At 35.9% G+C, this 22,302-nt stretch carries 28 protein-coding genes; 27 read left to right on the plus strand and 1 reads right to left on the minus strand.

The window, feature by feature from the left end:
* Nucleotides 1–3: 3 nt before the first annotated feature.
* The 4 genes from thrB to ACDF53_RS08145 all read left to right on the plus strand — a co-directional run bounded on the left by thrB (nt 4) and on the right by ACDF53_RS08145 (nt 2,858).
* Entirely contained in the window at nt 4–918 is a 915-nt protein-coding gene (gene thrB / locus ACDF53_RS08130; protein ID WP_370815972.1) for a homoserine kinase, read from the plus strand.
* Nucleotides 919–972: 54 nt separating this feature from the next.
* Nucleotides 973–1,848 carry a zinc metalloprotease HtpX gene (gene htpX / locus ACDF53_RS08135; protein WP_370815973.1) on the plus strand — a complete coding sequence of 292 codons (876 nt, stop codon included), beginning with the start codon at nt 973–975 and terminating at the stop codon, nt 1,846–1,848.
* 22 nt (nt 1,849–1,870) lie between these two features.
* On the plus strand, nt 1,871–2,278 hold the full coding sequence (gene ndk, locus ACDF53_RS08140) for a nucleoside-diphosphate kinase (protein ID WP_119208694.1): 408 nt from the start codon (nt 1,871–1,873) through the stop codon (nt 2,276–2,278).
* A gap of 64 nt (nt 2,279–2,342) precedes the next feature.
* Entirely contained in the window at nt 2,343–2,858 is a 516-nt protein-coding gene (locus ACDF53_RS08145) for a cob(I)yrinic acid a,c-diamide adenosyltransferase (protein WP_370815975.1), read from the plus strand.
* A gap of 47 nt (nt 2,859–2,905) precedes the next feature.
* On the opposite strand, the gene ACDF53_RS08150 is transcribed toward ACDF53_RS08145, so the two are convergent.
* On the minus strand, nt 2,906–3,241 hold the full coding sequence (locus ACDF53_RS08150) for a hypothetical protein (protein ID WP_316119546.1): 336 nt from the start codon (nt 3,239–3,241) through the stop codon (nt 2,906–2,908).
* 63 nt (nt 3,242–3,304) lie between these two features.
* On the opposite strand from ACDF53_RS08150, the gene cobU reads away from it, so the two are divergent.
* The 23 genes from cobU to recN all read left to right on the plus strand — a co-directional run bounded on the left by cobU (nt 3,305) and on the right by recN (nt 22,272).
* Nucleotides 3,305–3,883, plus strand: a complete 579-nt coding sequence (gene cobU, locus ACDF53_RS08155; protein ID WP_024066073.1) for a bifunctional adenosylcobinamide kinase/adenosylcobinamide-phosphate guanylyltransferase — start codon at nt 3,305–3,307, stop codon at nt 3,881–3,883.
* Nucleotides 3,876–5,393: a cobyric acid synthase gene (locus ACDF53_RS08160; protein ID WP_287513991.1), complete on the plus strand. Its 1,518-nt coding sequence runs from the start codon at nt 3,876–3,878 to the stop codon at nt 5,391–5,393. The genes cobU and ACDF53_RS08160 overlap by 8 nt, the downstream gene beginning before the upstream one ends.
* 12 nt (nt 5,394–5,405) lie before the next feature.
* Nucleotides 5,406–6,398, plus strand: coding sequence for an adenosylcobinamide-phosphate synthase CbiB (cbiB, locus tag ACDF53_RS08165; protein WP_119208702.1), 993 nt, complete (start codon nt 5,406–5,408; stop codon nt 6,396–6,398).
* A complete protein-coding gene (gene cobS, locus ACDF53_RS08170; RefSeq protein WP_024066070.1) occupies nt 6,398–7,291 on the plus strand; it encodes an adenosylcobinamide-GDP ribazoletransferase in 894 nt (297 codons plus the stop codon). The genes cbiB and cobS overlap by 1 nt, the downstream gene beginning before the upstream one ends.
* Before the next feature lie 65 nt (nt 7,292–7,356).
* Nucleotides 7,357–8,241, plus strand: a complete 885-nt coding sequence (locus ACDF53_RS08175) for a GHMP kinase (RefSeq protein WP_287499883.1) — start codon at nt 7,357–7,359, stop codon at nt 8,239–8,241.
* A 24-nt stretch (nt 8,242–8,265) separates the two neighbouring features.
* Entirely contained in the window at nt 8,266–9,396 is a 1,131-nt protein-coding gene (locus tag ACDF53_RS08180) for a histidinol-phosphate transaminase (RefSeq protein ID WP_370815977.1), read from the plus strand.
* 7 nt (nt 9,397–9,403) lie between these two features.
* Nucleotides 9,404–10,042, plus strand: a complete 639-nt coding sequence (locus ACDF53_RS08185) for a histidine phosphatase family protein (RefSeq protein ID WP_024066067.1) — start codon at nt 9,404–9,406, stop codon at nt 10,040–10,042.
* Nucleotides 10,042–10,740, plus strand: coding sequence for a pseudouridine synthase (locus tag ACDF53_RS08190; RefSeq protein WP_213467976.1), 699 nt, complete (start codon nt 10,042–10,044; stop codon nt 10,738–10,740). Before ACDF53_RS08185 ends, ACDF53_RS08190 begins: the two co-directional genes overlap by 1 nt.
* A 70-nt stretch (nt 10,741–10,810) precedes the next feature.
* On the plus strand, nt 10,811–11,884 hold the full coding sequence (locus ACDF53_RS08195; protein WP_156719123.1) for a Xaa-Pro peptidase family protein: 1,074 nt from the start codon (nt 10,811–10,813) through the stop codon (nt 11,882–11,884).
* Nucleotides 11,885–11,899: 15 nt separating this feature from the next.
* Entirely contained in the window at nt 11,900–12,457 is a 558-nt protein-coding gene (gene efp, locus ACDF53_RS08200) for an elongation factor P (RefSeq protein ID WP_370815980.1), read from the plus strand.
* Nucleotides 12,458–12,591: 134 nt separating this feature from the next.
* The gene (locus tag ACDF53_RS08205; protein ID WP_105085612.1) at nt 12,592–12,972 is read left to right on the plus strand and encodes an Asp23/Gls24 family envelope stress response protein; all 381 of its coding nucleotides are present in this window, start codon (nt 12,592–12,594) and stop codon (nt 12,970–12,972) included.
* A gap of 12 nt (nt 12,973–12,984) precedes the next feature.
* Nucleotides 12,985–13,380: an Asp23/Gls24 family envelope stress response protein gene (locus ACDF53_RS08210; RefSeq protein WP_370815981.1), complete on the plus strand. Its 396-nt coding sequence runs from the start codon at nt 12,985–12,987 to the stop codon at nt 13,378–13,380.
* Entirely contained in the window at nt 13,370–13,774 is a 405-nt protein-coding gene (gene nusB, locus ACDF53_RS08215) for a transcription antitermination factor NusB (RefSeq protein ID WP_295208618.1), read from the plus strand. The genes ACDF53_RS08210 and nusB overlap by 11 nt, the downstream gene beginning before the upstream one ends.
* Nucleotides 13,774–14,727, plus strand: coding sequence for a metallohydrolase (locus ACDF53_RS08220; RefSeq protein WP_370815983.1), 954 nt, complete (start codon nt 13,774–13,776; stop codon nt 14,725–14,727). Before nusB ends, ACDF53_RS08220 begins: the two co-directional genes overlap by 1 nt.
* Nucleotides 14,728–14,729: 2 nt before the next feature.
* Entirely contained in the window at nt 14,730–15,953 is a 1,224-nt protein-coding gene (gene xseA / locus ACDF53_RS08225) for an exodeoxyribonuclease VII large subunit (protein WP_370815984.1), read from the plus strand.
* The gene (xseB, locus tag ACDF53_RS08230; RefSeq protein WP_298631581.1) at nt 15,928–16,134 is read left to right on the plus strand and encodes an exodeoxyribonuclease VII small subunit; all 207 of its coding nucleotides are present in this window, start codon (nt 15,928–15,930) and stop codon (nt 16,132–16,134) included. Before xseA ends, xseB begins: the two co-directional genes overlap by 26 nt.
* A gap of 9 nt (nt 16,135–16,143) precedes the next feature.
* Nucleotides 16,144–17,022 carry a polyprenyl synthetase family protein gene (locus ACDF53_RS08235; protein ID WP_370815986.1) on the plus strand — a complete coding sequence of 293 codons (879 nt, stop codon included), beginning with the start codon at nt 16,144–16,146 and terminating at the stop codon, nt 17,020–17,022.
* Nucleotides 17,023–17,050: 28 nt separating this feature from the next.
* A complete protein-coding gene (locus tag ACDF53_RS08240; protein WP_370815988.1) occupies nt 17,051–17,530 on the plus strand; it encodes a divergent PAP2 family protein in 480 nt (159 codons plus the stop codon).
* Nucleotides 17,527–18,330: a TlyA family RNA methyltransferase gene (locus tag ACDF53_RS08245; protein WP_213467835.1), complete on the plus strand. Its 804-nt coding sequence runs from the start codon at nt 17,527–17,529 to the stop codon at nt 18,328–18,330. Before ACDF53_RS08240 ends, ACDF53_RS08245 begins: the two co-directional genes overlap by 4 nt.
* A gap of 9 nt (nt 18,331–18,339) precedes the next feature.
* Entirely contained in the window at nt 18,340–19,224 is an 885-nt protein-coding gene (locus ACDF53_RS08250; RefSeq protein WP_105085621.1) for an NAD(+)/NADH kinase, read from the plus strand.
* A 99-nt stretch (nt 19,225–19,323) separates the two neighbouring features.
* Nucleotides 19,324–19,827, plus strand: a complete 504-nt coding sequence (locus ACDF53_RS08255) for a class I SAM-dependent methyltransferase (protein WP_370815989.1) — start codon at nt 19,324–19,326, stop codon at nt 19,825–19,827.
* 320 nt (nt 19,828–20,147) lie between these two features.
* Nucleotides 20,148–20,603 carry an arginine repressor gene (gene argR / locus ACDF53_RS08260; RefSeq protein ID WP_303938411.1) on the plus strand — a complete coding sequence of 152 codons (456 nt, stop codon included), beginning with the start codon at nt 20,148–20,150 and terminating at the stop codon, nt 20,601–20,603.
* Between the two features lie 4 nt (nt 20,604–20,607).
* On the plus strand, nt 20,608–22,272 hold the full coding sequence (gene recN / locus ACDF53_RS08265) for a DNA repair protein RecN (RefSeq protein ID WP_370815990.1): 1,665 nt from the start codon (nt 20,608–20,610) through the stop codon (nt 22,270–22,272).
* Nucleotides 22,273–22,302: the final 30 nt, after the last annotated feature.

Consider the following 22,302-nt stretch of genomic DNA (forward strand, 5'->3'; position numbering starts at 1 on the left):
ACTATGAATACCATTCGCGTACAAGTGCCCGCTACTAGTGCCAACTGTGGGCCAGGTTTTGATTGCCTAGGATTAGCGTTAAATCTTTACAATATCTTTAGCTTTACACCAGATCCAAATGCTACTGAATATACATATACCTTTGAAGGTTTCGGTGCCGATATTCTTCGCGCTGAAGACCCTAAAAAGAACCTTATTGGATTTGCTATGGATCAAGTTTTTGCTACTGCTCAAGAGCCGATTCAATACGGACATATTACGTCTGAAACCTTAATTCCACCTTCTCGTGGACTCGGCAGTAGTAGTACAGCCATCGTAGGTGGACTTTTACTAGCTAATGCACTAGTTAAACACCCTCTTACAAAAGAAGAACTATTGGTTATTGCAAACCGTATGGAAGGTCATCCAGACAATGTAGCACCTGCTATTTTTGGTAACTTATGCTGTGCTACTGGTTTAAAAACAAAGGTATTAAATACAGTCATCTCTGTTCCATCGGAATTACATTTTGCTGTTGTGGTACCGGAGGTTATGGTATCCACAGAATATGCACGTTCTGTTTTACCTAATCATGTACCATTTAAAGAGGCTGTCCAAAATGTGAGCCATGCATCTTTATTTGTAACAAGTTTAATTACACATCAATTAAGTAATTTATCTGTTGCATTAGATGATAATTTGCATGTGCCATACCGTAAAACATTGATTCCTTATTGTGATGCAGCCTTTGAAGCTGCTAAAGCAGCTGGAGCATATGGTGCTACTATTAGTGGATCTGGCTCTACTTTGATTGCTTATGTTGATAAAGCACATGTACAAGCTGTAGCAGAAGCTATGGGTACTGTATTTACAGCTAATGGAATTGAAAATAAAACATACTGTTTAGAAGCCGATAGTATAGGAGCGTCAATTATATAGTTTGTGGTATAATTATAGTGTTAGGCTAGTCCATAACTATAATTGGAGGAAACTATGAACAATATGAAAACAACGCTATTATTAGCGACTCTAACGGCCATTTTAGTGGTCTTAGGTGATATGATTGGCGGTAGAAGTGGTATGATGATTATGTTTGTTATCTCCATGGGCATGAATTTTATGTCCTATTGGTATAGCGACAAAATCGTTTTAGCACAATATAATGCACAACAAGTTACTGCTCAATCTAACCCAAAACTATATGCTATGGTAGAACGTTTGGCTAAGAATGGTAACTTACCGATGCCAAAGGTGTATATCATTCCAAGTGATGTACCTAATGCGTTTGCTACAGGTAGAAATCCAAGTCATGCAGCGGTAGCTGTTACAGAAGGTATTCAACGTCTATTAACTGATGATGAGCTAGAAGGTGTTCTAGGTCACGAATTAACACATGTTAAGAATCGCGATACCTTGATTAGCACGATTGCCGCTATGATGGCAGGGGCTATTTCTATGATTGCCCATGTGCTTCAATTCTCAGCTATATTTGGTCGCTCAGATGACCGTGAAGGCTCTAATCCGTTAGAGTTAATAGGCGCCATAGTTATTGCACCTATTGCAGCAGGACTCATTCAAATGAGTATTTCTCGGGCTCGTGAGTTTTTAGCTGATGAAGGGGGCGGAGAGATGTGTCGAAATCCATTGGCTTTAGCATCTGCCCTCGCTAAAATTGACTACTATTCAAAACATGGTGCATTGCCAAATGCAAGTAATGCAACAGCCCATATGTTTATCATCAACCCTATGGTTGGTATTGGTGAAAGCCTGAGCAATCTTTTTAGTACACATCCTCGTACAGAGGAACGTATTGCAAAATTGAAACAACAAGCAATGAATCCTAAATATAAAGAGAAAGCATTATTTTAATTAATATCTACAGGAGGATATCATGCAAGAAACATTAGTTTTAATAAAACCAGATGCAGTTAAGCGTCAATTAAGTGGTGAAATTATTAGCCGTTATGAACGTAAAGGTCTTGTCATTAAAGCGTTAAAACTTATACAAGTGCCTCGTGAATTAGCGGAAGAGCATTATGCTGAACACAAAGAAAAACCATTCTTCAGTGAATTAGTTGACTTTATTACATCTGGTCCAGTTCTTGCTTTCGTATTGGCCGGAGACAATGCCATCGTATCTGTACGTGCTTTAAACGGTGCCACAAATCCTGTAGATGCTGCCCCTGGTAGTATTCGTGGTGACTATGCCTTAACAATGGACGCTAATGTAGTACATGCTTCTGATTCTCCAGAAGCTGCTGCTCGTGAAGTTAGCCTTTGGTTCCCAGAATACAAATAATCTCTAGGTTGAGATCATTTAGCTTTTATTTCTACATCCATGTATATCTATAGGAGGTAATAATATGGCAAGTAGTGTTTATACAAAAACAGGTGATGCTGGTACAACTGGTTTATACACAGGTGAACGTGTACAGAAGTCATCTTTACGCGTAGAAGCTTATGGTACAATCGATGAATTACAAGCTTTCTTAGGTTTGGCTCGCTCCTATGCTGAAAATCCTCGTGTTGCAGCGGAATTATATGATATTGAGCGCAATTTATGGACATTAATGGCCGATATTGCTAGTCTAAATGCGGCTCCCGTAATTACTGAGCAACATGTAAAACATTTGGAAAAAGTCATCGATTGCTTCGATGAAAAGCTAGAACCATTATCTAGTTTTGTGATTCCTGGTGAAAAACAATCTTCAGCTTATTTACACGTAGCGAGAACGATTACTCGACGTGCTGAACGTGATTTATGGCGTGTATTAGATGCTGGTGAAAGCATTCACGAATCTAATTTAAAATATTTAAACCGTCTATCCGACCTTTGCTTTATTATGTGTCGTGTAGAAGAGGAACTTGGAGCTGAATAAATAAAAAAAGCTATGTATTTTACATAGCTTTTTGCTCGTTATAGACCTTATTGTGAAATCGTTTGATTTAAAACATCGTGAGGACTTGGATAGTAGAAGAAAATATGAGGAATTTCATAACGGAATTTTTCTCTCAATAGATCAGAAAGTGTTGTTTCGAAGTTTATAATCTTATCAGCTTCGAAATCAAAATCTTCTACTAAAACCAATAACTGTGGTTCTACTTGAGGTGCATTTTCTGGTAACATTTCTGGTGGTAGTGGAACATTTACAACTACACGTGCAGTGCCAATATATTTACCTTGTCCATCGTCGATGGCAACACGATAGGTATTATCCCATAAAGTAGCCATCATTTTTAGTTTCATATTAATAATTTCCATAGTATCGCTCCTTTGTTATACTTATAATGATACTGAAATTATAAATTCTTGTATAGGTGCATTATGAAATCACAAATTATATTGTGTTCCGGTGGGGCACGAAGTGGAAAAAGTGAATTTGCAGAACGTTTAGCCCTTGCCACAGAAGGTCGAAAAGCTTATGTGGCAACAGGACAAGCTTTTGATGATGAAATGGTTGATCGTATAAAGAAACATCAAGAGCGACGTGGTAATATATGGACGAATTTTGAAATACCATTATATTTGGCCGAAGAGTGGCAACATATTAGTAGTGTAGCGGATGTAATACTCATAGACTGCTTAACCATGTTTACAACAAATCATATGATGGCTCATGGGTCAATACAAGGCCAACAAGATGCAAATCGGTTAGAAGATACTGTACTTTCAGAATTAGAAGCATTATTAAATCTAATTAAAGTAAGTGATGATAAAATAGTTATATTTGTAACTAATGAAATTGGTCTTGGTATTGTACCAGATAATAAGCTAGCAAGATATTTTAGAGATATTGCAGGCCGCGTCAATCGAACAGTAGCAACTGAGGCTGACAAATTATACTTAACGATTAGTGGCGTTACCATTGAATTAAAATCCCAGGAGGTTCATATAAATGGCTAAGAAAATTATGTTCCAAGGAACAAGTTCCAATGTAGGCAAAAGTATTTTATGTACTGCATTATGCCGTATCTTTTATAGAAGAGGTTTTAAAACTGTTCCCTTTAAAGCTCAAAATATGGCCCTCAATTCTTATGTGACAAAATGGGGCGATGAAATTGGCCGTGCTCAAGTAGCGCAAGCTGAGGCTGCTGGCATAGATCCAATTGTACAAATGAACCCTGTGTTATTAAAACCTACAGGTAATCAATCTTCTCAAGTTGTATTGATGGGTAAACCTGTGGGCGTTTATAGTGCTAAAGAATACCATACAAAATATTCCTTAACCGCTCTTGATAAGGTAAAAGAATCTATCGATTTCTTAGATTCCAATTTCGATATGATGGTTATTGAAGGTGCAGGTAGCCCTGCAGAAGTGAATCTCAAGGCTAATGATATCGTAAATATGCGCATTGCTAAGATGACGAAAGCACCTGTATATCTCATCGCTGATATCGATCGTGGTGGTGCTATTGCATCTATTGTGGGTACATTAGAATTGCTCGAACCAGAAGAACGAGATCTTATTAAAGGTATTGTTATCAATAAATTCCGTGGTGATATTAAACTATTAGAACCTGCCCTTACCTTCATTGAAGAAAAAACAGGAAAAAAGGTAGTTGGTGTCATTCCTGCCATTGAAAACCTTGATATTGATGAAGAAGACTCTGTTGCACTGGAAAACAAACGCAATAGTGGTGCTAAAGAAATTCAAGTAGTGGTTATGCAAACACCTAAAATTTCTAACTTTACTGACTTTGATGCATTAAATTATGAACCAGATGTATCTGTTCGATTCGTCGGCCCTGGCGATGTTATTGGCAATCCTGACTTAATCATTTTACCGGGCTCCAAAAATACACTAGCAGATCTTACATATCTTCGTAACTCTGGTTTTGCCGATGAAATAAAAAAACTTGCTGACCAAGGTACACCTGTTATTGGTGTATGTGGGGGCAATCAAATGTTGGGTAAAACGATTTATGATCCGCATCATATGGAAGGAGATATTGAAGAAATTGAAGGTCTTGGTTTAGTCGATTCTTCTACGACTATGAAGGATCAAAAAACAACACATCAAGTAGAATTCAATGTTTCAAATCTTCAATTTTTAAATGGTACATTTACAGGTGAAAAACTAGTAGGCTATGAAATCCATATGGGTGATACTACACCATTAGTAGATAGTGTGCGCCGTTGTTTCACCATTACAAGTCGCAGTGAAGAAGCCGTTAATGTAGTCGATGGTTTTATCGATGGTAATCACCAAGTAATGGGGACATATATTCATGGTGTGTTTGATAATGATGAATTTAGACGCTTTATTATCAATCAGTTACGTGAACGTAAGGAGTTAGAACCATTAGATGTAGTATTCCATTATTTCGAACACAAGAATGCAGCTTATAATCGATTAGCTGATATTGTAGAGGAACACTTAGATATGGATTATATTATGTCTACCTTGGGGTAATAGGGGAGATATATGGAACATTTAACAATCTTGCATTGGTTTACAAAGTATAGCTTTGTATGTATACCAGTCTTAGCATTTTTATTAGATTTACTCATTGGAGATCCTAATAGTAAATACCATCCTGTAGCTATTATTGGTCGCATCATATCCTTTTTTGAGGCTGTTCTCTATAAAGATACTGATAACGATACTAAAAAATTATGGTACGGTGGTATTGCAGTTGGCTTAATCCTCGTTTCTGTATACATTATAGTGTCTTTAATACTATGGCTTGGTGGCGTAGTTGATGAATGGGTAGAATATGCTCTTGAAGTAATTATTTTATATATTGCTATATCTCCACGTTCACTAGCTGGTGCAGGCTTTACTATTAGCCAATTAATTAAACAAGATAATATTGTAGAGGCACGCAAACGATTATCTTGGATTGTAGGTCGCGATACAGAAGAATTAGATGAAAGTGAAATTACACGAGCTACAGTAGAAACCATTGCTGAAAACACAGTGGATGGAATTATTGCTCCGTTATTCTTCTTTATCCTTGGCGGTCCAATGGGTGCAATTCTATATAGAACTGCCAATACTATGGACTCTATGCTTGGGTATAAGAACCAAAAATATTTATACTTTGGACGAGTAGCAGCTCGCTTTGATGATCTGCTCAATTGGATTCCTGCACGCATTACCTTTATATTATTAATAATTTCTGCATTCTTTTTACGCTTTGATGCTAAAAAAGCCCTACAAATAGGCTTGCGTGATGCCCATAAGCATCCAAGTCCTAATGGCGGTTATGCAGAAGCACCAGTTGCAGGAGCCTTACATATCCGATTAGGTGGATACAACCAATATTTCAAAAAAATGACCTTCCGTGAATACATGGGAGATCCCATTGAAAAATTAAATCGTAACCACATTACACGTACAATTTATATGATGTATTTTACGACTATACTAATGATCATAATTAGTACAGCCATTACTTATGGGATGAATGTATAATGACACCTTTTTTCATAGCATTACAGTTTCTAACACGTTTAAAAATCGTTAATCAAACAGAATGGTCTGTAGAAGATTTTGGTAAATCCGTTGTAGCCTTTCCCTATGTAGGCTTAATTATTGGCCTTATTTTAGCATTATTGTATGGTATATTATCACCATTTATACCGTTAGTACCATTGATGTTAATCCTTGTTATAGCGGAATTCTTAATTACAGGTGGTCTCCATGCTGATGGCCTAATGGACACCAGTGACGGTTTATTTTCTGGACGTGAAAGGGACCGTAAGTTAGAAATTATGAAAGATAGCCGTATAGGTTCTTTTGGTGTTGTTGCTTTTGTATTTGTTACACTTTTAAAATGGCAATTATTAACAGCGATTCCAACAGCGGAATTTATTCCAATGGCACTGATTATGATGCCATTAATGAGTCGTTGGTCCCTTGTGTTGAGTATTCGATCCTATCCCTATGCACGAGAGCAGGGGATGGGGGCTGCATTCGCTAATTTAGCACCCAAACATGTTATTACATACAATACACTATCAACCTTCTTTATGCCTATTGTAATATTACTAATTGGTGTAATTTTATATACCCTTTTATATGGCGTATATTCCATTTTTTCTATAGCTGATGTAGGCTATGTTGTTGGATTAGGCGTATTGGTTTACGCTACATTAGGTATTTTTCAAATTAATATTGTAAGTATGATTATTACCTATATTATTAATCGTATACTCAACCATTATATTGTTAAGCAACTTGGTGGTACTACAGGTGATACTTACGGATTTGTTGTTGAAGTTACAGAGGTTTTACTACTTTTAATTTATATTATTATATTATCTGTATTATCTGCTTCTGTGGCTTCTAATACTACGATGTTTTAATAATTATTTATCCATTATTTTGTAAAAACAATTACTGTTTTTGTTTAATGCGAAAGGAGTTTAATGTGACCTATTATGTAAGAGCCCCAGGTACATGTGGGGAATTTCTACAAGGTTCTATTAATGGCCAGTCATTTTTAGTGACTTGTCCTATTAATCGTTACTCCTACGCATTAAGTAATGTAAAACATCCATTTTCACAACATTATTGTGCATTACAACCTAAGTCAGCTCTGGCAAGACAATTAGTACAACGATTATTAGAGATAAAAAATAAAGATCAAACTTGTCCACCTGTATATGTACGTTCTGACATTATACAAGGTAAAGGGATGGCTTCAAGTTCTGCGGATATTTCTGTAACGGCTATGGCTACTGCTTTAGCTATGGATTATAATTTATCACTAAAAGAACTAGAACAAATCTGTTTATCCGTAGAACCTACAGATGCTTCATTTTATCAAGGTGTTACGCAGTTTGATTATATTAAGGGTACCATTTCTCAACCACTAGGAATGTGTCCGCCATTGAAAATTCTTGTATTTGATGAAGGCGGTAGTATAGATACCATTACCTTTAATCAACAAGTAGATTTACAAGCTAAAATTTTAGAAAAAGAGTCTATTATACGTGAGTCATTAGATTTATTTAAACGAGGCTTACATACACATGATATCAATTTAATTGGTCAAGCTGCTACATTGAGTGCTTTTGGTAATCAACGCATTCTATATAAAGCAAATTTATATGATTTTCACGATATAGGTAATTACTATAACAGTGTTGGTACAATCATAGCTCATAGTGGTACTATTATGGGACTGCTATTTCCAGTAGATTACAGTCGCATTGATGATTGTAAGCAAGAAATCATACGTAAGTTACCTCACTTATCCTATGTGGATACAGTAGAAACCACAAATGAAGGATTAACCTATATTAAACGATAATATATTTAATAGAAAGAGAATTAAATGTCTAAGATACATGGGGGCAATATATTTCAGTTTGCCCATGAACAACGAATTGAACCATATGAGGTGGTCGACTTTAGCGCTAATATTAATCCCCTTGGACCTAGTCAACGTGGATTAGATGCATTAAATGCACAATTACGCTACATTTCTCATTACCCTGATGCTACCAATGATGATGTATTAAATGCTATTGCTGATACATATGAAATGGATAAACATCAAATTATAGTTGGTAATGGTGCAGCCGAGCTATTATATGCTATTTGCCGTTTACCTGGATATACAGGTGCTTTTGTACCAGCACCAGGATTTTCTGAGTATAAAGAGGCTCTTGAAGCAAGTAAGATTCCTGTACGTGATATTTTTTATCGACCTTGGGAAGATGATAATGGAAAACCTTATTTTGAGGTACCATATTTGGCATTAGAAACCTTTGCAGCTGAACTAAAAGGGCAAGATGGTCGCATCATTGTATTTTTAGGTAATCCTAATAATCCAGATGGTACATTACTTGATAAAGATCATATTCGCACTGTAGCGAGCATGTTGAAAGATGCAAATAGCTTACTTGTTATAGATGAATCATTTATCGATTTTGTTGGAAATGATCCATTACAAGATAATGAGCATTCTATGCGCTCTTTAGTAAATGAATTCGATAATATCATCGTAGTTCATTCCTTCACAAAATTCTATGCTGTACCTGGTTTACGCATTGGTGCCGCTTTTACTAACAAAACATTAATTACTCAATTACAGCAATATATCCCTAGTTGGTCTGTAAATACATTAGCGCAAGCTTATACAAAGGCTGCCTTAAATGATGTGGATTACATTAAACGAACAAAACAAGAATTAAATGAAGAAAGAGCATTCATGTACAATGCATTAGATGCCATAGAAGGAATTACTGTATATCCACCTTCAGCTAATTTTATTTTGTTCCAAGTTAATCAAGAAGGAATTACAGCAAACTATATTAATGAAGAGCTAAAAAAATATAATATGATTGTGCGCAATTGTGACTCCTATGTAGGTTTAACTAATCACTGGGTACGCATTGCTATTAAAGATCATGATACTAATATTAAACTGGTGGATAAACTGACAAATATTTTGAAAGTATAGGAAGATTATGAAGACATTATATATTGTGCGTCATGGTGAAACTGATTGGAATAAAATGGGGAAATATCAAGGTATTACAGATATTCCCCTCAATGAAAACGGTTTGAATCAAGCTAAAGCATGTGGTAATGCCCTTAAAGATGTTACCTTTGACCGTATCTTATCTAGTGATTTAAGTCGTGCCTTAGTTACAGCCGAAACGATTCGAGGTGACCGCACAACATCTATCACAGTAGATAAACGATTGCGAGAGCTTAATTTTGGTGACTGGGAAGCTATGCTATTTTCAGACATTGAAGCACGTTGGCCCGGCCTTATTGATGAGATGTATTTGCGGCCTCATCTTGTAAAAGTACCAAATGGCGAAAGCTTTAAAGATTTGCAAGATCGTGCCTGGGCAGGTCTGGAAGAATTCCTCAATGTTAATGATGAGGAAGAGACTCTTTTAATAGCATGTCATGGCGGAACTATTAGAACCTTATTATGTAAATTATTAGATATTTCTATTAGTCATTGTTGGAATTTTAGCCAAGGTAATACAGCTATTAATCGTATTTTCTATAATGGTATGGGCGAATACGATCATAATATTTTGAATTTGCTCAATGATACAGCTCATGTTGAATTACTCCAAGGACATGTATGATGAGACTCGATAAATTATTGGCTAATAAAGCTTATGGCAGTCGAAAAGAAGTTCATCAACTCTTAAAGGATCAAAGAGTTACTATTAATGGTGAAATAACAACAAAAAAAGATATCCACGTTGATATTGAGTCTGATGTAATAACGGTTGATGGACAAGTGGTTAATACTAAGCAGCAGTATTATGTAAAATTTCATAAACCCAAAGGCTATGTTACAGCTGTGGAGGATGCAAATCATCCCGTTGTAATGGATTTATTGCCACCTGAATATATTAAAATGGGGGTAGTTCCTGTGGGAAGATTAGACAAGGATACAGAAGGATTACTGTTGCTTACCAATGATGGTGTTTGGGGACACTCAATCATCAATGGTAATAAACATGTATCCAAGGTTTATTACGTAGAATATGATGGTGAGTTAACAGAAGAAGGAATTCAACGTATAAAAGAGGGGATTGTACTAGGTGACGGAACCCATTGCAAGCCTGCTTTAATTGATGTTGTATCTTCTCAATCTCTGCATATTACCATTGAAGAAGGCAAATATCATCAAGTAAAACGTATGATTGGTGCAGCAGGCGGTACTGTTACATATTTAAAACGGTTAACTATAGGCCATATAGATTTAACAGGCATAGAAGAGGTTGGTTCTATACAGGACTTAACCATTGGTGATATAGAGGCTTTTAAAAAATAGCATAAAATTCTATTCAATATAGGTATTTTATGGTAAGATTAATTGTACTTTATAGACTAGGAGCATGATTATGAATGGATTAAATCTGCTACAACAGTATATTAAAGAGCAAGAATTAACAGGCGTCATTTTGATGAGCCCTATAAATTTACATTATTTTGCTGGTTTTACTGGTACTACAGGCTTTGCTATCATTACACAAGATAAAGCCTTTATGATTACTGATTTCAGATATACTGAGCAAGCTACAAAACAATGTGAAGGATATACAGTCATTCAATATGAATCCTCTGTTATGGATACTCTTGTAGATATATTCAATGAGCATCATATTCACGAAGGTTTATTCGGTATTGAAGGCAAGCAAATGCCGGTAGATACGTATGAAACCTTATGTGATACATTAGATGAACGCTTTAATTTTACTTCTATCAATTTTGCTAAACTACGAGCAGTTAAGCGAGAAGATGAATTAGAATTATTGCGAAAAGCTGCTAAAATTGGTGACGACGCCTTTGCTGCATTATTACCACAATTAAAGGTAGGAATGACAGAAAACGAAGCGCGCATCATATTAGAAACAGAAATGTTAAAACGTGGATCAGAGGAGCCTTCCTTTGCAACCATCGTTGCTTCTGGTAACCGTTCTAGTATGCCTCATGGTGTAGCTAGTGATAAGGTCATTGAAGCAGGTGATTTTGTTACCTTCGACTTTGGCTCCGTATATAAGGGTTACCATTCCGATATGACTAGAACTATTGTAATGGGTCCTGCCTCTGAATTACAAAAAAAGCTGTATAGTATAGTTTTAGAAGCACAAAAACGCGGCGTAGCTGCTGTTCGGGCTGGTATTACCGGTAAAGAACTCGATGCAGTATGTCGTGATTATATCAAAGAACATGGATATACCAAGGAATTTAATCATGGTACTGGTCATGGCGTAGGTCTTGAGATTCACGAAGAACCAGTGGCTAATACAAAATCCGATACGGTATTTACAGAAAATATGATCATTACGGTAGAGCCTGGTATTTATATTACAGGTACTATCGGATTGAGAATAGAGGATAGTGTCATCGTCAAATCTGACGGCTATGAGGTGTTGACACATAGTCCAAAAGAGTTAATTGAAATAGGTATTTAGAAGGAGAAGAGTTAGATGATTTCCAGTAATGATTTTCGTCCAGGTGTAACCGTTGAAATCGACGGTAATGTATGGCAAGTAGTTGATTTCCAACACGTTAAACCAGGTAAAGGTGCTGCATTCGTACGTACTAAAATGAAAAATTTGCAAACTGGTTCTGTAGTAGAACGTACGTTCAATGCTGGTGAAAAAGTGCCTAAAGCACATGTTGACCGTCGTCGTATGCAATACTTATACGAATCTGATGGCGCTTACACATTCATGGATAACGAAACTTACGATCAAGTTGAACTTAACCTTGAACAACTAGGTGATGCTAAAAACTTCCTTCTTGAAAATATGGAAGTATCCATCATGTTCTTCCAAGGTATCGTAATCGGTATCGATTTACCTGTATCTGTTGAACTTCGAGTAGTTGAAACAGACCCTGGTATCCGTGGTGATACTGCTACTGGTGGTAACAAACCAGCTGTATTGGAAACAGGCTACACTGTAAAAGTACCTCTCTTCATTGAAGTAGATGATGTACTTCGTATTGATACTCGTACAGGTCAATACATCGAACGTGCCTAATACTTATTGATATGTATTGGGGCTAGATCTTTTCATGGAATCTGATTCCCCATATATCTAACATTTGCACTGTAAGCACTTGTCGTCTATGTAATTATATATAGGGACAAGTGCTTTTTTTGAAAGAGGCCAGTATGACCAAGAAAAATACTGAACTAGAGTCTGGTAAAATTAAGATTAGTGAAGATGTATATGCTACGATTGTTACTATAGCAGCGCTTGAAACAAAGGGTATACATCATATGAGTTCTACCTTTAATGATGATGTAAATGCCTTCTTTAGACGTAAATCTGATTATGAAGGTGTAAAGATATCATTTAACGATGAAGGAGCTCTTTCTGTAACATTATATGTTTGCATTCAGTATGGATATCGTATTCCTGATGTGGCTTTACGTTTACAAGAACGTATAAAAACGGCTTTAGTTTCTTATACCGAAATTGAGGTACAAACTATTGATGTAGTGGTACAAGACATTATTTTTGATGATTTAGTAACACCATCACAGCCTTAGGAGAGGATCTATATGAGTTCAGATAAAGAATTAAACTACGGATTAGATATGGATACTATTAATATTGCAGACTCTGTCATCATAGATGTAGCAACAAAAACTTTAACCACTATACCAGGTATTCATTCTTTAAGCCCTCGCTTTTACGATGAACTAGTAGAGGGTATTACACATGCCTTTGGTCAACGCAGTTTACCAGGTATTAATGTTAAACATCGTAAAGATTTTATTGAAGTCAATATTTATATTAAAGCATTATATGGATACAATCTTATTGAATTATCCAAACAATTGCAGTTAGAAATCAAACAAACCTTAAAGAATATGCTCGATCTTGATCATGTTAAGGTTGATGTTCATATTGAAGGTATTGTTAAAGAAAAGGAGCCAACTCCACATGGTAATTAAGCGAAATCGACGTGAAGCACGTCAATACGCATTTCAAATGTTATATGCTAATGAATTTCATGCAGACCAAAGTGATGTTCAATTTCCAGAAGGACATATGCATAAATCTATGGATAAGGCCTATGCAAATAATATTATAAATGGTGTATTATCCGCTTCTGAAATTATAGATGCAGCATTACAGCCATTTTGTAAATCACGTAAAGTGGAAAACTTAGACAAGGTTGATCGTGCTATTTTACGTATTGCTCTATGGGAAATGACAAATGAAGATGAACCTTTAGAACCATCTATAGCCATTAATGAAGCTATTCAATTAGCTAAGGATTTTGGTTCTGATTCTTCCTATAAATTAATTAATGCAATTCTAGATGCATATAATAAGAGTAAATAATGAAACGATATTACTTAGGCATTGATACTAGTTGCTACACTACAAGTTGTGCCATTATAGATAGCGACTTTCAAATAGTTGGAGAAGCCCGCAAAATATTAGAGGTCAAACAGGGTGAGCGAGGACTACAACAATCAAATATGGTCTTTCAACATACAAAGGCATTGCCTAAGTTGATATCTGAATTGCCACAACTACCAATTAGTGGTATCGGTGTTAGTGGTTTTCCTAGACGTGAGGAAAATTCTTATATGCCAGCCTTTATGGTAGGGCTAGGGTATGGTCAATCTCTAAGTCATATGATGAATGTACCTTTACAAGTTTTTGCACATCAAGAAAATCATATTTTAGCTGCCCTTCGAGAACTAAAAACAATTCCTAAAGATCCATTTTTAGCACTTCATTTATCTGGTGGTACTACGGAGCTCGTATATTGTCATTATAAAGGAGAAGGCATATTTGAGTCTCACATTATTGGCGGCTCTAAGGATTTACAAGGCGGTCAATATGTAGATCGTATTGGTGTTGCAATGGGTTTGCCATTTCCTGCAGGCAAACATCTAGAGTCATTAGCATTACAAACTAAAGAATATGAACCATTACCATCTTCTGTAAAAGAAGGTTGGATAAGCTTTGCTGGGCCATGTAGTGCGGCTATGCGACGCATTAGTGATTCCATGAATGATATGGAAAAATCTAATCTATCGCGAGCTGTATTCACCTCTATTGGAAATGCACTAGAAAAAATGATTACCTATCATTTAAAAAATAAACCTGTTAAAACATTAATTGCCGTAGGTGGTGTAATGAGCAATAGTATACTTCGTCATCGAATGGAGCATTATTGTATGCGTAATCACATTACATTACACGTGGCACAACCACAATTTTCTGTTGATAATGCCACTGGCAATGCTTTTGGCGCTGCTTTTTTAGAGGAAACTAGAGGATAATCGTGAATGTATTAACCATTACACAATTAAACAATCTTATAAAGCGCACCTTAGACCGTGAATATCTACTTAAGAATCTTTATGTTAGCGGCACCATTATTAATGCAAAGCGTCATAGTAGTGGTCATATGTATTTCTCTTTAAAAGATGAAGAAGCCGCTATTGATGTTACCATGTGGTCTAGCACTGTTATGCAAAAAGGGTTGGCTAATGCCATTCAAAATGGTCTATTAGTAACTGTAAAAGCATCTGTTAATTTTTACAATAAAATGGGCCGTTTAAATCTCATTGCATCCGATATGCAAATAGGTTCTAAAAGCCCATTACAGCTTGAATTTGACGCTTTAAAACGAGAATTAACTGCCTTAGGATACTTTGATGATAGCCATAAACAAAATTTACCGTATATGGCAAGTTGCATAGGGATTGTTACATCTCAATCTGGCGCCGTATTACATGATATTTTACATGTCAGTGAAAGACGAAACCCATTAGTTCGATTTAAATTGTTCTCCGTTCCTGTCCAAGGTAATACAGCAGGACCTGTTATAGCTAAAGGAATAGCAGCGGCTGATGCTGACCCAGAGGTAGACCTTATCATCGTTGGTCGTGGTGGCGGATCTATGGAGGATTTATGGTGTTTCAATGATAGAGCAGTTGTAGAGGCTATTTATACTGCTAATACACCGGTAATCTCAGCAGTAGGTCATGAAACAGATTATACCTTATGTGATTATGTAGCAGATGCTCGTGGAGCAACGCCAAGTCACGCTGCAGAAATGGCTGTACTTCCTATCATTACACTACAAGATCAATTAACAGAAAAAGAAGAATACCTACACGAGTTTATACGTTATACATTACAACAGAAACGTACAGATTTAACATTGCTCTTTAATCGTAAATTAGGTATTCCAGCTCTACAATTTTTGCATAAACAGAAAACGCATTTACAAGAGCTTTCACAATCATTAACTAATGCTACAAAAGAACGATGCAATACAGAGAAACATAGTTTAGCATTATTAGCTCAACAATTAGAATCTCTAAATCCATTACAAATGATGGTAAAAGGGTTTGCAAAGGTTGAACATAATGATAAACCTATAACGTCTGTTACTCAATTACATCCAAAGGATGATATACGAGTTACACTTGCTGATGGTTATGTGAATGCTACGGTAAAGGAGGCGCACAAAGATGGCCGCATCACTAAAAAATTATGAAAAGAAATATAAAGCCTTAGAGGATATTGTGAAACAATTAGACGATGGTGATATGACCATCTCTGAACTCTTAACTCAATATAAAAAGGGCTTAACATTAGTAAAAGAATGTGCAGAAATGCTCGATTCGGTTGAAAATGAAGTTCAACAAATTATCGAAGAAGTCCGCATCAGCGAATAAGGAGATTCTATGTTCAAAGATTATTTAGGGTCTAGCAAACAACATATTGAACAATGGTTAGGTGAGGTCTTAAGTAGCCCAAATCAAGAATTTAAACCTCTTTATGAATCCATGAGTTATAGCTTAATGCAAGGCGGCAAGCGAATCCGACCAATCTTATCTAAAGCTGTGTTAGAAATGCTTCATAAAAATCCAGCTGATTATAAGGAGTTTCTATGCGCCATGGAGTGTATCCATACATATTCCTTAGTACATGATGATTTACCAGCTATGGATAATGATGATTATCGCAGAGGTAATTTAACAAATCATAAAGTTTATGGTGAAGGTATGGCTATTCTAGCTGGTGATGGTTTATTAACTTATGCTTTTCAACTAATGACTGAGAATAAAACTGCTACGCCTCAGCAAAAAATAGATGCTATTCAATGTGTAGCTGCTGCAGCAGGCCCGGAAGGTATGGTCGGTGGTCAAGCCTTCGATATGCTCAGTGAAGATAAGCATATCCCACTAGAAGAGTTAAAGGTTTTGCACAGTGGAAAAACGGGTGCATTATTTAATGCGTCAGTAGAATTAGGCCTTATTTTAGGCAATGCAGATACGGCTACTCGAACAGCGCTTATGGAATATGCTAATTGTTTAGGATTGTTATTCCAAATTACTGATGATATTCTAGATGTAACTGGAACTATTGAAGAATTAGGAAAGACTCCTGGTAGTGATATTCGACAACATAAATCGACGTATGTATCTTTGCTTGGTTTAGAAGGAGCAAAAGAGCAAGCCCTATTAGTTGGCAAACAAGCTCACGATGCATTAAACTCTGTTTCTTATGATACATCTATATTATCTGCTCTAATTGATTATCTTTTAGAACGAACTAATTAATTGGTATTACCTGAAGAAGGTATAAATAATGATTGATATATTACCACAAATAGCACACAACTACATAGCGCAAGCTGCATTTTGGGGATGGTTTACTGCGCAGGCTATCAAATTTGTATGGCAACTAGTTCGGCATGGTAAATTTTGTCCAGAACGCCTTGTGGGCTCTGGGGGATTTCCCAGTTCCCATACATCCTTTGTAATCGCTACAACTACGGCTATATATCTAAAAAGTGGGGCTTCGGATCTATTTATTCTATCCTTAGTATTTTCTATTGTAGTTATGTATGATGCATCTGGGGTGCGATTAGAAGCTGGGCGTCAAGCTCAAATTCTAAATCAAATTGTAGATTATTTTACAAAGAAAAACATACCTGTTGTCATTACTCGTAAAGAGGCCTTAAAAGAATTATTAGGACATACACCAATAGAGGTATTTGGAGGATTAATCCTCGGTATTCTTGTTGCATGTGTTCAATTTTATTATATTTATAATGGTGTTATATGAGCAGTAAAGAACGTTTAGACATACTCCTCGTTAACCGAGGACTTTTTGAAAGTAGAGAAAAGGCAAAAGCGGCCATAATGGCTGGCCAAATCTTCATGGATACTACGCGTATTGATAAAGCAGGTACAAAAATTCCTGTAGATGCCAATATTGTAGTAAAGGGTAATACGTTGCCTTATGTTAGTCGCGGTGGATTAAAGTTAGAAAAAGCTATTCAAACATATCCTATCAACTTACAGGATGCTGTTATGGTTGATATTGGTGCTAGCACAGGTGGTTTTACAGATTGCGCCCTACAAAATGGTGCCTCTAAAGTCTTTGCCATTGACGTAGGCTATAATCAATTAGCTTGGAAATTGCGTCAAGATCCGCGTGTGATTAATATGGAAAAGCAAAATATCCGTACTGTTACACCTGAGCAACTTGGTGAACTTGTGGACTTTATTTCTATTGATGTAGCATTTATTTCTTTGGACAAGGTTCTGCCAGTTGCGACTACCTTATTAAAGGATACAGGAGCTCTTGTTGCTTTGATTAAGCCTCAATTTGAGGCGGGGAAAGAGAATGTAGGTAAAGGCGGTATAGTGCGAGATCCTGAAATCCATAAAGAAGTTTTACATCGTATCTTACATGTTGCTCATGATTGTGGATTATATATTCACGGCTTAACGTTCTCACCAATTAAAGGCATGGAAGGTAATATTGAGTTTTTAGGTTATTTTAAAAAGTACAAAGAAGGGGCTTTAGCCATTGATGATGCATTAATTGATACAGTGGTTGCAGAAGCCCATTCATTATAGGAGATTACTATGCGTATCGGATTCTTCCCAAACATGGGGAAAAGCAATATTATGGCAGTTCTAAAAATGGCTGCACATATTTGTAAAGATGAAGGTATCGAAGTATTTTTGCCAGATGATCTCGAATCAGATGCACCTGCACGAGTACTTAAGATTCCTGAAACTCATATTTTAAGTCGTCCAGAAATCTTTAAACAAATTGATATTGCCTTTAGTTTTGGTGGTGATGGCACCATCATCCATTTGGCAAGACAAATTTACCCATATAATGTACCTGTTTGTGGTATTAACCTTGGTGAGCTAGGCTTTTTAAACCAAATTGAAGTTCATCAAATGCAAAGTCATATTAAACGTATTGCAAATGGTGATTATAATATAGAAAAACGCGGACATTTATATGCATATATTGACCGAAATAATGGTAATGAAGAAGAGTTAGTACCTATTATTAATGAAATCGTTATTACCCGTGCTGAACCAGCAAAAATGGCACGTATTAACATGTCCATCAATAATCAACATACACAAATGTATCCTTCAGATGGTTTGATTATTTCCTCTGCAACCGGGTCTACGGGATATAATCTATCCGCAGGTGGTCCTATTATGAAGCCTGATAATAGATCCATTATTGTTACACCTGTAGCGCCACATCTAATTCAAGGTGTTTCACTTGTATTAGAAGAGCATGATACAATCCAAATCACGATGCCAGAACGTGAACCACAATTACATATCTGTATAGACGGTACATTTGACTATACGTTTACCAATAAAGAAACACTACATATAAGCTCTAATCCTGTTTATTGTTTATTCGTACGTTTTAAAGATCAATGTTTCTTCGGTACATTATTTAAAAAACTAGCATCTCGTCGTGACGAGTTGTTGTAATACTAAAATCTCAAGTGGGGTGATTTTGTGATTAACATTAACAATGCTGTTCAGTTTCAACATTTAATCTGGGATCGAGTAATGAAACACGCTAATATAGTGGTAGACGCAACATGTGGTAATGGCCATGATTTACTATATTTGGCAGAACGAGCAAAAAAGGGCTGTCATCTATATGGCATCGATATTCAAATGAAAGCCATTAATAGCAGCCAAGAGTTATTGCAGTCAAATGATATAGCACAAGATGTAAGTCTAACATTTATTCATGACTCCCATGATCGTGCATTAGCTAATCAATTAAAAGATGAAGTTATTGATTTAATGATCTTTAACCTAGGCTATTTACCAGGTGGTGATCATCAAGTTATAACTAAACCGCATCAAACTATTGATGCCATAAATGAAGGCTTAGAAAAATTATCGAAGTCTGGAGTTATCACAATTGTTGCTTACCCTGGAACAACAGAAGGGTTTGAAGAAATGCAGATGCTTAAATCGTATTTATCAGATTTAGAACAAAAATTGTATAATGTATGTCATTGGCATCCAATGAATCAAATCAATAATCCACCTGAGTTATTTATATTGCAAAAACGATAAAACGAAATATATCTTTATTCATTATGAATAAAAGTCATAAGAAATATGTAAAAGCCCCTTTATAGGGGCTTTTATTTATACATGTATAATCTTCTAATTTTAAATTATTAATTTCATATAAATAGATGAAGCCTATAGGATATGTGTTTATACGCTATCAATATATAGAAAGTTAACAATATTTTAAATATTAATATAATATGCATAACTAGTATGAGACATGCAATTTATACCATATATTAATTATGAATATATGGTATAATAATAGCAGAAAGATACTATTCTCTTTTATGTGCAAGGTTTAAAAAAGGGAGTTCAAAATGAAACGCTATCGCTATAACAAAATCAAAGAAATCGTGCAGTCCAAGGCGATTGAAACTCAGGAGGAATTAGCAGCGGCCTTATTAGAAGAAGGTATTGAAGTAACGCAAGCTACAGTTTCTCGTGATATTAAGGAATTGATGTTAATCAAAATTCCTACAGGCGATGGACACTATCGATATGCATTATCTCCAGAAGAAAATGTAGTTCTATCTCGTAGTCGAATCAATCGATTATTCCAAGATTCTCTAATTAAGGTAGATCATAGCTTGAATCAAGTTGTATTACATACAATTCCTGGTTCAGCTCAATCCGTAGCATTTTCTATTGACCATGCAAAATGGTCTGAAATTATTGGTACATTAGCTGGTGATGATACAATTTTGTTAATTGCAAGATCTGAAGCTGAAGTTCCAGCGATTTTAGCTAAAATTCAAGATTTAATGAAGGACTAAATAGATGTTAACGCAAATGAGCATTCGCAACTTTGCGTTGATTGAGCAAATGAATATTTCATTTAATGATGGCATAACTATCTTTACCGGCGAAACTGGGGCAGGGAAATCCATATTAATGGATGCCTTTAGTATCCTTTTGGGAGAACGCGCAAGCAGCGAGTTCATTCGTCACGGTAAAGATAGTTTTGTTATAGATGGAATCTTTGATATTGCCGATCACCAAAGTATACAAGAGCTATTAGAATCTAAAAATATTATGGTTGAAGAAGGGGAATTAATTCTCTCCCGTTCATTTAATCGCAATGGTAAATCTACTATCTTAGCTAATGATCAACCTATACCATTAAAAGCATTAAAAGAAATTGGTCAACATTTAGCAGATATTCATGGTCAATATAGCAATCAACGATTGTTAGATGCAGATACTCATCATGAATATTTGGATACGTATAATAAAGAAGGACAAGTAGCTTATAAGGCCTATTTAGATGCCTATAAAGTATATAAGCAAGCTAAACAAGATGTGGATCACTTACAAGAAAATATGTCTGAACGAGCGCGTGAGCTCGATATGCTACGATACCAAATTGATGAAATTGAAGAAGCCGGTCTCACTATGGGTGAGGATGTCTCTATTGCAGAAGAATTAAAGCGTCTTGATAGCTTTGAGCATATTGATAAGGTATTAGGTTCTTGTTATGACGCCTTCTATAATGGACGCCAACCATTACTAGACACTATTAACTCTATCAAGGTAGAGGTTAATGATCTTGTAAAGTATGATAGTGAATTAAAGGAAGTATCTGAAATGGTTGACTCTGCTTATTTTCAATTAGAGGAAGCAGCCCAATCATTAGATCGCTACAGAGATACTATCAGCTATGATGAAGAGCGCTACAAGTATTGCCAAGATCGTGACACATTACTTTATGGGTTAAAGAAAAAATATGGTGAAACTATAGAAGAAATTCTAGCATACGAAGAAAAAGCACAAGCCCATTTAGAGGAACTTGAAAGCCTTGTATTTGCACAAGATGAATTAGAGGCTCGTCTTCATAAGGCGCAAAAAGTGGCAGAAGAGGCTTTAACGGTTTTACATGACATTCGTCAAAAAAATGCAAAAGCTATAGCTGTTGCATTACATCAAGAATTAGTAGATTTAGGAATGCCAAAAGGTGATATTCAGTTCCATATAGAGGATGGCGAAGGATTATCTTCTTTAGGTGCTAAATCAATTGAACTACTATTTTCTGCCAATAAAGGGGAGCAATTATTACCGCTTCACAAGGTAGCCTCTGGTGGTGAATTAGCTCGTATTGCGCTAGCCTTCAAATCTGTATTCCGTACTGACACTTTCAAAACAATGGTATTTGATGAAATCGATGTTGGTATCAGTGGAGATATAGCGTTAAAAGTAGCTGAAAAGATTCTACATCTATCTAAAACGAATCAAGTATTCTGTATCACTCATTTACCTCAAACAGCAAGTATTGCAAAACAACATTATCACTTATCTAAAATAGAGCAAGATGACCGTACAATTTCAACATTATCTGTACTTAATGAGGATGAACGAGTTACGCAAATCGCTTCAATGATGTCTGGTCGAGGTATGTCGTCAACAGCATTAGCAGCAGCTAAAGAACTAATTGCCCATTTTAATTGACTAAAATCGCATAATTACTTATACTAATAG

The sequence above is a fragment of the Veillonella sp. genome, assembly GCF_041333735.1.
GTDB lineage: Bacteria > Bacillota > Negativicutes > Veillonellales > Veillonellaceae > Veillonella.

Excerpts from the sequence above, each read along its gene's own strand:
- thrB (WP_370815972.1), top strand. The coding sequence starts at position 4 with ATGAATACCATTCGCGTACAAGTGCCCGCTACTAGTGCCAACTGTGGG.
- ACDF53_RS08205 (WP_105085612.1), top strand. The coding sequence starts at position 12,592 with ATGACCAAGAAAAATACTGAACTAGAGTCTGGTAAAATTAAGATTAGT.
- recN (WP_370815990.1), top strand. The coding sequence starts at position 20,608 with ATGTTAACGCAAATGAGCATTCGCAACTTTGCGTTGATTGAGCAAATG.
- ACDF53_RS08220 (WP_370815983.1), top strand. The coding sequence starts at position 13,774 with ATGAAACGATATTACTTAGGCATTGATACTAGTTGCTACACTACAAGT.
- htpX (WP_370815973.1), top strand. The coding sequence starts at position 973 with ATGAACAATATGAAAACAACGCTATTATTAGCGACTCTAACGGCCATT.
- ACDF53_RS08235 (WP_370815986.1), top strand. The coding sequence starts at position 16,144 with ATGTTCAAAGATTATTTAGGGTCTAGCAAACAACATATTGAACAATGG.
- ndk (WP_119208694.1), top strand. The coding sequence starts at position 1,871 with ATGCAAGAAACATTAGTTTTAATAAAACCAGATGCAGTTAAGCGTCAA.
- ACDF53_RS08240 (WP_370815988.1), top strand. The coding sequence starts at position 17,051 with ATGATTGATATATTACCACAAATAGCACACAACTACATAGCGCAAGCT.
- ACDF53_RS08150 (WP_316119546.1), bottom strand. The coding sequence starts at position 3,241 with ATGGAAATTATTAATATGAAACTAAAAATGATGGCTACTTTATGGGAT.
- efp (WP_370815980.1), top strand. The coding sequence starts at position 11,900 with ATGATTTCCAGTAATGATTTTCGTCCAGGTGTAACCGTTGAAATCGAC.
- cobS (WP_024066070.1), top strand. The coding sequence starts at position 6,398 with ATGACACCTTTTTTCATAGCATTACAGTTTCTAACACGTTTAAAAATC.
- cobU (WP_024066073.1), top strand. The coding sequence starts at position 3,305 with ATGAAATCACAAATTATATTGTGTTCCGGTGGGGCACGAAGTGGAAAA.
- ACDF53_RS08185 (WP_024066067.1), top strand. The coding sequence starts at position 9,404 with ATGAAGACATTATATATTGTGCGTCATGGTGAAACTGATTGGAATAAA.
- ACDF53_RS08145 (WP_370815975.1), top strand. The coding sequence starts at position 2,343 with ATGGCAAGTAGTGTTTATACAAAAACAGGTGATGCTGGTACAACTGGT.
- ACDF53_RS08160 (WP_287513991.1), top strand. The coding sequence starts at position 3,876 with ATGGCTAAGAAAATTATGTTCCAAGGAACAAGTTCCAATGTAGGCAAA.
- ACDF53_RS08210 (WP_370815981.1), top strand. The coding sequence starts at position 12,985 with ATGAGTTCAGATAAAGAATTAAACTACGGATTAGATATGGATACTATT.
- ACDF53_RS08245 (WP_213467835.1), top strand. The coding sequence starts at position 17,527 with ATGAGCAGTAAAGAACGTTTAGACATACTCCTCGTTAACCGAGGACTT.
- ACDF53_RS08250 (WP_105085621.1), top strand. The coding sequence starts at position 18,340 with ATGCGTATCGGATTCTTCCCAAACATGGGGAAAAGCAATATTATGGCA.
- xseB (WP_298631581.1), top strand. The coding sequence starts at position 15,928 with ATGGCCGCATCACTAAAAAATTATGAAAAGAAATATAAAGCCTTAGAG.
- cbiB (WP_119208702.1), top strand. The coding sequence starts at position 5,406 with ATGGAACATTTAACAATCTTGCATTGGTTTACAAAGTATAGCTTTGTA.
- ACDF53_RS08190 (WP_213467976.1), top strand. The coding sequence starts at position 10,042 with ATGAGACTCGATAAATTATTGGCTAATAAAGCTTATGGCAGTCGAAAA.
- argR (WP_303938411.1), top strand. The coding sequence starts at position 20,148 with ATGAAACGCTATCGCTATAACAAAATCAAAGAAATCGTGCAGTCCAAG.
- ACDF53_RS08180 (WP_370815977.1), top strand. The coding sequence starts at position 8,266 with ATGTCTAAGATACATGGGGGCAATATATTTCAGTTTGCCCATGAACAA.
- nusB (WP_295208618.1), top strand. The coding sequence starts at position 13,370 with ATGGTAATTAAGCGAAATCGACGTGAAGCACGTCAATACGCATTTCAA.
- ACDF53_RS08195 (WP_156719123.1), top strand. The coding sequence starts at position 10,811 with ATGAATGGATTAAATCTGCTACAACAGTATATTAAAGAGCAAGAATTA.